Genomic DNA, 13,059 nt, shown 5'->3' on the forward strand with positions numbered 1-13,059 from the left:
CTTTCGGCGGGCGTTACGCTAGTTTAACGCAAAAAGTCAACGAGCGTCGGCTGAATGACGCGCGCGCCGACGGCCAACGCCGCACGGTGGACGCTTTCTTGCGTTTTCAAATCGGTGATGACTTTTTCCAGATCAACGTCTTCGTTGTCCGACAACATTTTTTCCGCGATCACCTGCTGGCTGTCGATGCGGTCTTCCATCAGCTCGATCCGGTTCATGCGCGCGCCGAGTTCGGCGCGGACGCCGAGCAAATTTGTCAAATGGCTGTCGAGTTTGTCTAAATAGCCCGTTACATCATTACCGGTCGTACTCGGATTTTCGAGGGAAGCGGCCAAGTTTTGCAAGTCCGAAAACAATCCGCTGCCCGCCCCGAACGCTGTGCTCGGGGGAATGTTGACCGGAATGTAAATGCCTTTGGCGAGCTCAATGTTCACCTGTTGGCTGTTCGTCGACACGGAAATCGTGCCGTCCGGGTTCACCGTCACAGGCGGCTCGGTCGTTTTCGCCCCGTTGAAAATGTATTTGTCGCCGACTTTTGTATTGGCGATCGTGACCAAATGTTCGGTCAACTGGCGCACTTCTTTGGCGATCGCTTGGCGCTGCGTTTCTTCGTATGTGTCGTTGCTCGCCTGCACGGTGAGCTCGCGGATGCGCTGCAGCGCCTGCGTCGCCTTGTCAAGCGCCGAATCAGAGTTTTCCACCCAGTTGTACGCTTCCGAGAAATTGCGTTTGAACTGCTCGACTTCGGCTAAATTCGAACGGTAGGCGATTCCTTTCATCGCCACAACAGGATCGTCGGACGGGCGGGTGATTTTTTTCCCCGTCGAAAGCTGGGTTTGATATTGATCTAACTTTTCGTAGCTGCGGGTGATTTGTTTCAACATATTATTCGCCAACATGCTTTGCGTAATACGCATCACCGTTCACCTACCTTCCAACGACGCCCATGCCGTTGATGAGTTTATCGAGCATCTCGTCAATCACCGTAATTTGACGCGCCGCGGCGTTGTAGGCGTGCTGGAATTTGATCATGTTCATCATCTCTTCATCCAGCGACACGGAGCTGACCGACTGCCGTTTTTCCTCCACCGACTGGCGCAGAATTTCACTATTGCTTTTCATCCGGTTCGCCTGCTCACCGTCGACGCCAAGCTGGCCGATCCAGCCTTGGTAGTTCGTTTCGACCGTGCCTGAGGAAAGCGGCAAATTCAGGGAGGCCAAGTTGACGGAGATGCCGTCTTGCAGCGAAACGGTCGCATTGGACAAAAGCAGGCTGCGGACGTTGGCGAGGTTGATGGCGTTGTTGCCATTCCCTGTTTCCCCGCTTTTCGTTGACGCCGCGATGTTCGCCAAATCGTCGATGTCGGCGGCGAGCTTGATCGTGTTCGCCGCGCCGCTTACGGCACTGATCCCGTCAAAAAACGGGTGATTCGTGCTCCCGTTTAGCCCGTAGCCTTGTTGATGAACGTCGTTGAACACCTTGCCGAACGTGTAGGCGAGCTTGTCCAAATTCGCCAGCATGTCTGGGTACAGCCCTTTGACGATCGGCTGGCCGCTGGCGTCGGTTCCTGTTTGATAGCCGTATCCTTCGATCAGCCCGCGCAATTTGCCGTTCGGAAGAGAGGAAAAGGAAACGGTCGTCCCGCTGACATCAAGCGTATTGATGCCTAGATCGGGAGGCATCTCCTTCACCCCGTCGCCGTCGACATCGCTGCCGTCGGGAAACGATACGGCAGACGCCGTTCGGCCTTGAACGAGATACACTTTCGCGCTCCCGTTCATCACGTAAACATCGTACGTTCCTTCCGCCATGGGCAAGGCGTTTCCGCCAGTTGGATGCTTTTCCACACCGATCTCCATATATTGCGACAGCTGGTCGATCAACCGATCGCGCTCATCGTACAAGTCGTTGGGCAAATAGCCGTTCGGCTCGATTTCGGCGATCCGTTCATTCAATGCGCTGATTTGGTTGAGAAGGGAATTGATTTCCGTCACCGTCGTACCGATTTGCGTGCCAAGATCCGTGCGGATTTGCGCCAAGGAATTTGACAAGTAATGGAACGTCTCGACGACCGCTAACCCGCGCTGGCGAACGACGGAGCGCGCTCCTTCGTTCTCCGGGTGGGTGCTCAAATCTTGCAGCGCCTGCCAAAACTGGTCCATCGTTTTCGCCAACCCGCTGTCGGACGGCTCGTTCATAATGTCTTCCATCTTCGACACCGCATCCGCGCGCGCTTCCCAGTACCCGAGCTTGCTGTTTTCGCCGCGGTATTGGATGTCGAGGAAATATTCGCGCACCCGTTCGACCGACGACGCTTCCACCCCTGTCCCCATCTGTCCCGGGATGTTCGGGCGGTTGAGGCCGGGCGTCGGAAACGGCGGCGTCGCCTTGAGTTGGACGCGCTGCCGTGTATACCCTTCCGTATTGGCGTTGGCGATGTTATGTCCTGTCGTATACAACGCCGCTTGCTGGGCCATCATGGCGCGCCGAGCGGCTTCTAATCCGTGGAATGTCGAGAGCATCGTTCTCCCCCTTACGCTTTCGATTCAAACAGCGGGCGGTCTGGCGATGGCGCGTACCCTTGCGTGCGGCTGTAAGTGGACGGCGTTGGGGTGAACGTCTCGATCATGGCGGTGACAAACTGGAGCGACTGCTCAATGAGCTGGCGGTTTAATTCATTCGCCTCGGCCACCGCGTTCACAGCGGTCTGAAGCCGCGCTTGGCATTCCCTCAGCTCCTCGCGCTCCTTGCCTTTTGCCAGATCCATGCATCGGGAGAGGGTCGCCGCCTCATCGCCGAGCGTCTCCTTCAGCCATCGCTGCCGCCGTTCCTCGAGCTGGCGGATGGCCAAAATATGCTTCTGTTCATCCGCAAGCAAAGCCGACAGCGCCTCGATGTCGTTTTTCTTCAACGCTTCCGTCTTCCTCCTCGACAGCGCCAGCAAGCTTTCATAAAGCTCACTGTGCGCCCGCAATAGATGAATGAGTGGGGCAAATGCCATCACGATCCGCTTCCTTTATCGGTGATTTCGGTAATAGTCGATCATCCGTTTGGCGACCGCCCGCGGGTCGACTTGGTAGGCGCCGGTCTCAATTTGTTGGCGCAGCTCCTCCAGCTTCGCCTGCCGCGCCCGTTCCCAGCTTGTCGCTTCTTGCAACTCTTTCGCTTCTTTGGAAATTTCCACTTGATCGCCCTTCGTCTTCCCCGCCGCCAACCGCTCCGTTTTGGCGAGCTGACGCTGGTACGGGTTGACGCCCATCGGTCCAATATGGTGGATTTTCATCACATTCACCTCGCTTGACCGGCGCTTGTTTGCATTTGGCTATTGTTTATATCGGAACGTTGACGGAAATGTTTAGCGTTCTTGATAGTCTTGGGTGTAATAAGTGGCATGGCGGGGACGATCTTCTTTTTTCTTTTTTCCCTCCGCCCGGCGCAAGTCGGCTTGCAGCTGGCCGAGGCACTTGGCGCACAACCGCCCTTCACGGATCATCGCGCCGCACGAGTCGCACGGATAGCCGAGATTCGGAAAATGGACGAGCTGCAGCCGCCCCGCGCGAATCCATTTGATGATCAGCTTCTCCTCCACCCCTGTCGCCTCCACCACTTGCGCCATCGTCGCCGTGCGGTTTTCCCGTCTGCGCAAAAACGCGTAAACGCGTTCAAATTGCCGTTCTTCTTCTTGATAGCACGACTCGCATACGTCGCGGACAGAGTGTTTGACAAACAACCGCCCGCACTTCGCGCAATTGGCCAACTCCGCCATCGTCTTCCTCTCCCGATTGTCGACATCAAACGGCTTGGTCTGATCATATAAGCTCTCCTGCTTTTTCATGCAGCCGCACAGTAGCATGTTGGACTCACTATGGCCAATGGAGGCGTTTCAGCCTGCCGATGGGTCATGTATAGATGTTGATGATCAGCCCTTGAATCTCGCCGACAAGCCGCAAAATCTCAAGTCCACGCTGTTCTTTTTGCAACACTTCATTCGTCAGTTCAACGAGCTTTTGATCGACTTCCTTCACGAGCTTATAAATGCGCGCGCGCCCGCCGCGGCTGAAGCCGCGTTGTTCCTCGAGCTGGAGGCCGTTTTTCACCGCATCGTCCAAAAACGACTTGACGAGCTGCTTGTATTTGCGCAAATCTTCCACCGTCCGCGACTCGGCGAGCTTTTTCCCTTGCTCCTCGATTTGCCGGACTTGTTCGTTGATTCGCTCCCATACAACATCGCGGCGCGTTTTCGCCATGACTTCGGTGAACGACACCGATTCCGTCGGAACGTCATTCTTACGGCCCACATTCGCCAGCCCTGTGCGCGTCACTTTTTGCACTTCCATCGCCATCACCTCTCGCTACCCCCATTATCGCACAACCATAGCAAAAGGGCGAGGCGTTTATGCCCCGCCCGATGCGGTCCGATTAGCTTTTCAAAAGCTGCAAAATCCCTTGCGGCAGCTGGTTCGACTGCGCGAGCATCGCCTGCGCCGCCTGCGTCAAGATGTTGTTTTTCGTAAACTCCGCCATCTCCATCGCCATATCCGTATCGCGGATGCGGGATTCAGATGAGGTCAAGTTTTCTTCCGCTGTTTTCAAGTTATTGATCGTGTGCTCAAGGCGATTTTGGACGGCACCTAAGCTCGAACGTTGCTCTGATACCCGAGAGATTGCGTAATCGTAGACTTTTACGGCCGATGTCGCTTTTTCATGCGTCGTGACGTCGAGGGCATATTCGGTCACGCCGTCATTGTTGACGCCAGCCGTGTTCGTATAGTAGGCGGTGACGGTCTCCCCTAAATGGTTTGTAAATGAAACCGTTCCACCGGCGCTGTTGCCGGAAAGTTTTAACGCGAGCGCACGCATATCGTCAATACCAACACTGAGCATTTGTCCTTCATTCGCGCCGATTTGAATTTTCAGCGACTGGTCGTTCGTCCCTCCTGTGATCGTAAAGGAAGCTTCACCATTCGTTAGCGCACCGATATTCATCGTCAGATCGCCGTTTTGGAAACGCAATGTCGTATTCGGGGCGATATTGTTCAACGTCTCAACCTCAACGCCGTTCGTGCTTAACGTTGCTTTTGTCGCAATGGTTGCCCCTACTGTAAACGTCCGTGTTCCTGCTGACAATGTGTCAGTCGTAAACGAAACGCCTGTGCCGCTGCCAAACGAATACACGCCGTTATTGTCAACGACGAGCATCGGTACGCCGGACAGTGCGTTTCCCACGTCATCAACCAGCGTGGCTGTATACGATGACGTCGTGCCAACGTCAATCTGCACGGTCGTATCCCCTGTCGTATAATCAGTGATATTGTCGGCTGTATCAACGAAAATGCCGCCATTTAAGGTCAGATTGTCACCTGCATTAAACGTCGTGAACGTCGCTCCATCGGTCGAGTATGAAAGCATACTCTGTATGCCGAACGTTGCTGTTCGATTGATGTTCGTGCTGGCATATCCGTTATGATTGATTGTGTAGCTAATCCCATCCGAACCGTTAATGGTCACATTGCCAGCCGTCCCATCTGTCGGAGTGATGACAGCCGTTCCGATTTGCGTGCCATTTTTCTTTAAAGACAGCGCAATATCAATATCAAATTCATTGTATTTTCCGTTTTCACTTGCTGCCGCTAGTGTTCCGTTAATACCGGAAATCGTCGTAAAGGAAACACCAAGTTTGTTGCCAGATAAATCATAAAACTCGTAGTTTTGTTGGTTATTATCTAAGATGACCGCTTGGGATAAATCATTCCCGTTTTTATCTTGCAAAGTTACCGTGAACTGGCCGGATCCTGGTGACGTTTCTGTATAGACGAGCCGGAAATCTTCACCTTTTAGTGAAAATTTGCTAGAGTCAATATTGACATTCGTAATATATAGACCATTGGCCGTCCCGTTTTGCACACCAGAAGCTTGGGACTTTGTTTCTATCACAAACGTATCATTTGGATCTAGATCTGCAGAGGCCGAAACTTGCACTCCTGTCAGACCCGTGCCACCTGATTGGAAGTTGTTCACAGCATTCGTGCGACGGATCACGAGATTCACTGTTCCATCGCTTAACGGGGAGTTCGGCGCGATCGATACCGTATCAATGGCCGGCGACGATCCCGGATTGTTTGTAATAACTTTCACATCTTGCTGTTCGATTTTCACCCCGTATGTATTACCGACCGTCAAGTTTGATGTTGCATCCAGTGTGATTTGTTGCACCCCGCCGGCAGCTGGTCCTGTGCTTTGTATTGACTTCGTAGCAACATCTTCGATTTTCACTTTATAATTTCCAGCCACCATCGTGCTTTCCGGGTCCAGCTTCAGGCTCGCTCCATCGATTGTTGTGCCGCCTGCTGAAAAGCTACCTTGAGCAATTTGCACACTTCTCGCTTGGCTGGAAACGGACTCATTGAGCAATTTTTTCGTATTGTATTCGGTGGAGTTGGCAATCCGGTTAATTTCAGATGTCAACTGATTGATTTCCTTTTGAATCGCTTCTCGGTCTTCAGACGTATTCGTATCATTCGCCGCCTGCACAGCCAGCTCGCGCATCCGCTGCAGGATGCTGTGGACTTCGTTTAACGCCCCTTCCGCCGTTTGGATCATCGAAATCGCATCGAGCGCGTTCCGTTCCGCCATTTGCAAGCCGCGAATTTGCGAGCGCATTTTTTCCGAAATGGCAAGCCCTGCTGCGTCGTCAGCCGCCCGATTGATGCGCAAGCCGGAGGAGAGGCGCTCTAAGTTTTTCGAAATGCTCGATTGATTGGCCGCCAAGTTGCGGTAGGCGTTGAGCGCTTGAATGTTATGGTTGATTCGCATCAAAACCGACTCCTTTTCTTAAGATTGCTCATAGGCGATGAACTGCTCATACGCTGCTGTTTTGGACTTTCGCGCCGTTTGCGAAGAGGAGGCGCCGCTTTTGAGCGCCTCGTTCCACGCGGTGGCGATCGTAGTCGTTAATTGCCACACTTCCTGAACAATCTTCACGTCTTTTTTCATATTCGCCTCGATGAGGCGCTCAGCCATATAGTTGTAGAGCGCATCCAACTGATGGGCGATGATGCCCGCGTCATAGCGCAATCCCGCGCCGAGGCGGCGGAGGATGTCGTTTCCTTTTTGCAGCTGTTTATTTGCTTTCCAATAGTCTTTTTGTTCAAGGGCCGCGATGGCCTCTTCCAAACATTCCATCAATCCTTCATATAGCAATGCCGTCAGCTGTTGCGAGTTTTTTTGGTAAATCCATTCCTCAGTTAAAAAGTCCAACGCCGTGCACCCCCATTTGCCCTCTGCCTTTTATATCGGCGATGAGTCGACAATGTTTAATCATTTTTTTCAATTTCTTCAATCAAAATCAAAATTTCGGCAATCACCGCGTACAACTGCGGCGGGATGCGGTCGCCCAGATCCAGCTGCAGCAAGTTTTGCACGAGCAATGGGTCTTCTTGAATCGGGATGTGATGCTGTTTCGCCAGTTCAATGATTTTCTGCGCCACATGTCCGCTTCCTTGAGCGACGACAGTCGGCGACCGACCCGATGATTCATCATAGCGGATGACAGCTGCCATCGGGCCATTCATGTGTCTCTGCTTTTTTTGGTTGAAATAGTTCGCCATCATATCGTGAAATCGTACCCTCTTTCCGTAAACGATCCATACGGGCGAATGGATGGCGCCCGTTTTTCTTCTTCCTGCCGCTTCGTTTCATTCATCAGCCTTGTGATGTTGACCGCTTTGACGTGGTAGCCGATCTCCTCCAATCGCTCTTTCACCACATCGATGAACGGCGCGGCTTTTTCGGCAAAATCATCGCGGTCGTTGCGAAGGGTAATCAATAAGTTTCGCTCATTCGCCTGAAGCAAAATGCCGAGGTCTCCCAATTTTTTTGTCTCCAACAAGAAATAGAGCTGACAGTTTTCCCAATCGATTCGCTCGCCGTCTTGACGGGCGTTGACATAGACGTTGACGTTGCGCACCTCATGTTGCCATAACAGCGGCAGTGTGAAGAAAAAGCTTTGCCACCCCATCATGCCATCCCACTTGTTTAACAGCTGCTGGCCGGTCAAGTTCGTCAACGCTTGTTCCGCTTGCCGCGCAACCGATTCATTTCCGCTTTGCGCCAGCCGCAAAAGCACTTCCTTTATGTTTGGCGGCGCTGATTCCTCTTGGTTTCCCTTCAATACGAGCCGTTCAGCGGCTTCATACTCGTGCATCAAACCGAGACGGCGAATCGTGTCAAACACGTGCCGCGCTGATGGCCCATCGACTGGCGGCTGCATCACTTGATTCACTTGGTCAAGGAACACGTTGGACGAATCAGCCTTTGTGTCGTCTTGCATCCTCACAAAATGTTTCACCTTCGCCTCAGCCGGTTTGAACACGGTATGGGCTAACATGTCCTTCACTTCATTGACAATTTTTCGCGCTCCAACCGCATCGCCTTGGCGAAGCCGTTTTTTTGCCTCAGCGAGCTCGGAGCTGGCTTTCATCAACTGCTTTTCCGTCCCCATATCCGTAAACAGCATGATGTCGCTTTTTAAAATGGTGTTGTCTAATTGTTTGATCGCCATTTCCAACATCGAGACAGCCTGCAAGCGGGTGGCGGGGCTGTTGTGTTCCGTCAACTGCGCCACCGTCTCTAGCCGGCGCATCACATCGCGCTTCACGGTTTTGAAATCAAGGCCAGCCTGCGCCATTTTTTTCGTGACCGTTTGCACAAGAAACTGCTTGGATTCGAGCGACAAGGCCGCTTGCCATGCCCCATCAAATAGGCTGTCACCATCCAGCGGGCGATCGGTTGGCGCGGACGGGATCGACGCCTCAATCTCACGCAGCGTTTTCAACACGGTCTGCCTTGCGGCGAGCTCCCGCCCTTTTTCCATCAGATTTCGCGCACTGACAAACGAATGAGCCCATGCTTGCTGCCAGTGAGGATGGACGCGAAACGCTTCCGCGACTTTCACCTCAACGGCATCCAACGCTTTCTCCAACAGGGGCTCTTGTTGCAGTAGCTTGATCGCCTGGCGAATGGCCTCACGCAGCTGTTTGGTCGGCGGGCTGTCGTTCGCCGCACCATCTGCCGTTTCGTTTAAGCTATTGGCCGAGGAGGCGGCGTACCGAACCCCATCTCCAAGCGCATCGATATCATCCGATAACTTTGCAGCAACGGGACGCTGTAAAGTTCCTTCCTGCCCTGACGCTGCTGTCGCTCCCGATGAAATCGACATGTCATCAACGACCGTTATATGGAATGAAGATGACGCCTCATTGCCAATAGGGGACGGTGGCTGGACAACTGACGGCTGTTCATTAGCTGTGCTTACGCTCAACTCGATTTGGCCCAGTTGACGGACAAGGTGGGCTCTTGCTGCCGCATGGTGGCCAGCTTGTTGCAACCACGCTGTCTCGTTGAACACCGCCTCTAGTTTTTGTCGGACATCTCTTGGCCACTCGCTGCGTTCAGCGAGCAACTTTTGAACTTGGAACAAGGTATTCGACAAATTTGGAGTGCGAGCGGCTTCCGTTCGGATGTTTCGAATTTGCCGCACTAGCTCTGAAGACGGTTGAGAGACATCAATCGCGAACCGGGCAGCCGCTTTCGACGCGCGAATTACTTGTTCCGCCTTCGCCAATGCTTCATTCAGCCGCGCCCGCGCTTCCCCCTCGCGCCCTTGCCGCTGCAGTTGAACCACTTCACGCATCGCGCGTTCCACTTGTTCCGCCACATCCCGGTCCACACTCGGCGCGCGCACGACTTCGCGGCGGACATCCTCCACTCCTTTTGATAAATTCCTTTCGCGTGCGATTTGCTCGCGCACTCGCTCGAGGAGATGGGCTGTTTCGTTGGATGGCGCCCTTCCCGTCCGCCACGCTTGGCGCTCGAACTGATCGACCGCAACGGCCAAATTGTGCGGCGTTTCTTTCATCGCGCTTTGTTCTTCTCGTTGAGCCAGTGTAAAGGCTGGATCGAGTTTGTTGGCAATCTCCGCGAACTGCTCCCCTAACGGCTTCCCATGCAGCGCCTCATGGACGGCCGCAAGATGAACGTTCGTCAGTTCTAAATGCTTATTGATGACCGCGCGGACGGTATCGAGTTTTTGCTCTACGGTGCCTGGGGCTTCGGTGAAAAACGTCCGCAAGGTGGAAACGATCTCTTTTGTGAGCGATTGTCCATGTTTTTGCAGCCAATCCCCGACCTGTCTCAGCTCAGACAATAACGGTTCAGAAGCAGAAAAATGAACCGCTTGTTTGTCCGTCTCTTGAGGAGGACGGGGAACGATTCGCGCCACCGGGACGCCGTCTTGTTCCCCGACGGTCGTGATGGCCACTCGCCCTTCCTGCGGCCATTCTCCTTCCGTCCGCACCCTCACGTCTGTGCCTTTGATATGCACGACCGCTTCATTGTCTCTCACTTCTTTGACCGTTACCTCGTATATTTGGCCTTTTTGAAGCAACAACGGTTGATCTGCGCCTGCCGTCGTTTGTCTGATCAACATGTTGCGAATTTCCATCCCCGTTCACCTTCCGCTCCATTGGGTTGCTACTGTTTATATCGGCACGTAGGCTTCCAATGTTTACACTGTTACGCGCGAATGAGCGTCAACGCACCCACCTCTGCCGCCCCCGCTTCAAGCAAAACAAGGGCCGCGTGGCGGACGGTGATGCCCGTCGTGTAAATGTCATCGATGAGAACGATTCGTTTTCCGTCAAGCGGGGGATGATCGGCAAGGAAAAATGGGTTGTCGGTCTCGAGCCGCTCACGGCGCGATTTTTTCGATTGTTTTTCGGAATGCTTGCGAGAAAGCCAAGGGAAACACGGAAACGGAAGCAGGCGGGCGAGCGCTTCGGCTTGGTTGAAGCCGCGCTCATACAGCCGTTCGGGGCTCAGCGGGATTGGGACGATGTGCCAATCGCGGCCGAAATGTCGGCGAAACGCTTGGGAAAACGGACGGCGGAATGCCTCGACGATGACATAGTCGCCGCGGAATTTCCATAAGGTGACGACGTCTTTCATCCAGTCGTTGTATATATACACGGATCGGTTTTTCACGAGCGCCCTCCCCCATTGTTCATCTTCCTGCCACCGAAGGCAGTCGGCGCACACGGATGGCGCTGACTCCTCGAGCGGGCGGCCGCACATCTCGCAAAGGCGGCCGTCAATGAGTTTGAACGACCCGCGGCAGCGTGGGCAAAGGACGTCAAGGTCTTCGAGGAAAAGAAGCTGGCGCCAGCTCGCGATCGGGTTGTACGGAGAATGGCAAAGGAGGCAGTTCATCGATGCAGCAACCCCCTTTTCTTTGCTGTCTCATTCATGCGTACAATGTGGCGGCGCGCCCGCACCATCTCGTTCGTTTTCCCGTGATGGAAAAAGCGGACATCGCCATCCGGAAATACGGCGTGGCGGCCCACACGGCCGGCGATTTGCACGAGAGCGCTTTCCGTGAAGATGCGGTCTTCGGCGCCGAGAACGGCGACATCGATGTTCGGCACCGTCACTCCCCGTTCAAGGATCGTCGTTGTGACGAGCAGCGGCACGCGCCCATCGCGAAATGCCTGAACGTGCTCGGCTCTGTCTGGGGCTTCGGCATGAACGCCGACGATGCGGGGATCGACGCGCTGCAAGAGGCGGGTGACAGCTTCAAGCTCATCGATATGGGGAACGAACAAAAACGCTTGTTTTCCCTGCGCCAAACGATGGAGAACCCACGCAAGGACGTTTTCGGGCAAGCGGCCGCGCTCTAACCGTTTGCGCCAATTGCCGCACCATTCGAAGGACGGGACAGGGAGAGGAAAGCCGTGGTAGCGGGCGGGGATGACGACAGCTTTCCGTTTGCCTCTTGTGATGTCAAGCTGCCAAGCGCGGGACGGGGTGGCGGTTAAATAAATGAGGCTCGACTGTTCTTTCCGCGCTTGACTGACGGCGTATTGGAGCATCGGCTCAGCAGAATATGGAAAGGCATCGACTTCATCCACGATCATAACGTCAAAGACGCGGTAAGCCCGCAGCAACTGGTGGGTGGTTGAGAGGACCAAGGAAGCGATCCGCCCGCGCTCTTCGCTTCCGCCGTGCCAAACAGCGAGCGGAACGCGCGGGAACGCTTGGCGAAAGCGGGGAGCAAGCTCGCGGACGACATCGGTCCGTGGCGTGGCGAGGCCAACGCGCCAGCCCTTCTCGAGCGCGGCGGCGATGGCGGGAAACAAAATCTCGGTTTTCCCTGCGCCGCATACGGCCCAAACGAGCAGTTCGCTTCGATCGAGCACGGCCTGTTTGACAGCCATAGCGGCATCCTCCTGAGCGGCGGACAGCGTCCCATCCCAAACAAGCGGCGCCTCGTGCCGCTCGGACGGAAGCGGCATCGTCACGTGCACAAGGTGAGTGCAGGAGCTGATGCGCCCCATCACAAGACACTTGCGGCAATACGCGCAATCCGATCCGCAGCGGGCGCATGGAAACGATGCAAAAAGACGCGCGTCTTCATTCCCGCAGCGCACACAGCGCCAGCCGCTTGATGTTTTGATGAGGCCGGGATGTTCGTGAACCCAACCGGCTTGCACCGCGGCTTTGATTTCTTCATCAGAAAACGGCAGTTGTTCGCGTGGGAGGCGCTGGCCGTTCAACCATGAAACGAGGTGTGGAACACAAGATGGTTGTTGGATGCACAAGAAGCATCACTCCTTTTGAACGTATGAAAAGCACGTTCCCCAGCTGAGAGGCAAGAAGAGCAGATGACGCGGCAAAAACCCTCTCTCCCCAAGTTGAGAGGCTTGAAGCGCATAAAGGTACAGGAAGAGCGATCGACGGCGTTCTTTTTCGTAAAAAGTTAGAAAGATGGTGAAAAATGGGCGTCATGCGCAAAACAGCAACATTCCGCTAGAAAAGAAAGTGGAGATGAAAAGGCCTTTCCAAATGGAATAAGGATGTGGTTTGACCGTCTTTTTCACGACATATCGGCCTTCGAAAGAAATGGATGCGGCGAAACATGACGCCAGCGAAGATTCACAGGAGAGTCATGGAGCCGATCAATAACGTGTTTCGACAACATTCCCAGGGAAATAGCGACAAATTTT

At 54.2% G+C, this 13,059-nt stretch carries 12 protein-coding genes; all 12 read right to left on the reverse strand.

What is annotated here, in order from left to right:
• Positions 1–23: 23 nt before the first annotated feature.
• Entirely contained in the window at positions 24–917 is an 894-nt protein-coding gene (flgL, locus tag DI44_RS01385) for a flagellar hook-associated protein FlgL (protein ID WP_033026306.1), read from the reverse strand.
• Between the two features lie 10 nt (positions 918–927).
• Positions 928–2,523 (reverse strand): flagellar hook-associated protein FlgK, encoded by a 1,596-nt coding sequence (gene flgK / locus DI44_RS01380; RefSeq protein WP_033026309.1) that lies wholly within the window; start codon positions 2,521–2,523, stop codon positions 928–930.
• An 11-nt stretch (positions 2,524–2,534) separates the two neighbouring features.
• Positions 2,535–3,002 carry a flagellar protein FlgN gene (locus DI44_RS01375; protein WP_033026311.1) on the reverse strand — a complete coding sequence of 156 codons (468 nt, stop codon included), beginning with the start codon at positions 3,000–3,002 and terminating at the stop codon, positions 2,535–2,537.
• Between the two features lie 15 nt (positions 3,003–3,017).
• Positions 3,018–3,284, reverse strand: coding sequence for a flagellar biosynthesis anti-sigma factor FlgM (flgM, locus tag DI44_RS01370; RefSeq protein ID WP_033026313.1), 267 nt, complete (start codon positions 3,282–3,284; stop codon positions 3,018–3,020).
• 72 nt (positions 3,285–3,356) lie between these two features.
• The gene (locus DI44_RS01365; protein WP_033026368.1) at positions 3,357–3,767 is read right to left on the reverse strand and encodes a TIGR03826 family flagellar region protein; all 411 of its coding nucleotides are present in this window, start codon (positions 3,765–3,767) and stop codon (positions 3,357–3,359) included.
• 133 nt (positions 3,768–3,900) lie between these two features.
• On the reverse strand, positions 3,901–4,338 hold the full coding sequence (locus DI44_RS01360) for a YaaR family protein (RefSeq protein WP_025949800.1): 438 nt from the start codon (positions 4,336–4,338) through the stop codon (positions 3,901–3,903).
• A gap of 82 nt (positions 4,339–4,420) precedes the next feature.
• Positions 4,421–6,814: a flagellin gene (locus tag DI44_RS01355; RefSeq protein WP_033026315.1), complete on the reverse strand. Its 2,394-nt coding sequence runs from the start codon at positions 6,812–6,814 to the stop codon at positions 4,421–4,423.
• Between the two features lie 18 nt (positions 6,815–6,832).
• Entirely contained in the window at positions 6,833–7,258 is a 426-nt protein-coding gene (gene fliS / locus DI44_RS01350) for a flagellar export chaperone FliS (RefSeq protein ID WP_021321671.1), read from the reverse strand.
• Positions 7,259–7,314: 56 nt separating this feature from the next.
• Positions 7,315–7,611 (reverse strand): EscU/YscU/HrcU family type III secretion system export apparatus switch protein, encoded by a 297-nt coding sequence (locus DI44_RS01345; RefSeq protein ID WP_033026318.1) that lies wholly within the window; start codon positions 7,609–7,611, stop codon positions 7,315–7,317.
• On the reverse strand, positions 7,608–10,502 hold the full coding sequence (locus DI44_RS17620; RefSeq protein ID WP_021321673.1) for a hypothetical protein: 2,895 nt from the start codon (positions 10,500–10,502) through the stop codon (positions 7,608–7,610). The genes DI44_RS01345 and DI44_RS17620 overlap by 4 nt, the downstream gene beginning before the upstream one ends.
• A gap of 71 nt (positions 10,503–10,573) precedes the next feature.
• Positions 10,574–11,266, reverse strand: a complete 693-nt coding sequence (locus DI44_RS01340) for a ComF family protein (RefSeq protein WP_033026321.1) — start codon at positions 11,264–11,266, stop codon at positions 10,574–10,576.
• The gene (locus DI44_RS01335; RefSeq protein ID WP_033026327.1) at positions 11,263–12,654 is read right to left on the reverse strand and encodes a DEAD/DEAH box helicase; all 1,392 of its coding nucleotides are present in this window, start codon (positions 12,652–12,654) and stop codon (positions 11,263–11,265) included. Before DI44_RS01335 ends, DI44_RS01340 begins: the two co-directional genes overlap by 4 nt.
• Positions 12,655–13,059 lie beyond the last annotated feature (405 nt).

The sequence above is a fragment of the Geobacillus sp. CAMR5420 genome (genome assembly GCF_000691465.1).
GTDB lineage: Bacteria > Bacillota > Bacilli > Bacillales > Anoxybacillaceae > Geobacillus > Geobacillus thermoleovorans.

Bases quoted from the DNA above. Each gene is read 5' to 3' on its own strand.
- flgL (WP_033026306.1), bottom strand. From the start codon at position 917: ATGCGTATTACGCAAAGCATGTTGGCGAATAATATGTTGAAACAAATC.
- DI44_RS01345 (WP_033026318.1), bottom strand. From the start codon at position 7,611: ATGATGGCGAACTATTTCAACCAAAAAAAGCAGAGACACATGAATGGC.
- DI44_RS01375 (WP_033026311.1), bottom strand. From the start codon at position 3,002: ATGGCATTTGCCCCACTCATTCATCTATTGCGGGCGCACAGTGAGCTT.
- DI44_RS01340 (WP_033026321.1), bottom strand. From the start codon at position 11,266: ATGAACTGCCTCCTTTGCCATTCTCCGTACAACCCGATCGCGAGCTGG.
- flgM (WP_033026313.1), bottom strand. From the start codon at position 3,284: ATGAAAATCCACCATATTGGACCGATGGGCGTCAACCCGTACCAGCGT.
- DI44_RS01365 (WP_033026368.1), bottom strand. From the start codon at position 3,767: ATGGCGGAGTTGGCCAATTGCGCGAAGTGCGGGCGGTTGTTTGTCAAA.
- DI44_RS01360 (WP_025949800.1), bottom strand. From the start codon at position 4,338: ATGGAAGTGCAAAAAGTGACGCGCACAGGGCTGGCGAATGTGGGCCGT.
- DI44_RS01355 (WP_033026315.1), bottom strand. From the start codon at position 6,814: ATGCGAATCAACCATAACATTCAAGCGCTCAACGCCTACCGCAACTTG.
- flgK (WP_033026309.1), bottom strand. From the start codon at position 2,523: ATGCTCTCGACATTCCACGGATTAGAAGCCGCTCGGCGCGCCATGATG.
- DI44_RS17620 (WP_021321673.1), bottom strand. From the start codon at position 10,502: ATGGAAATTCGCAACATGTTGATCAGACAAACGACGGCAGGCGCAGAT.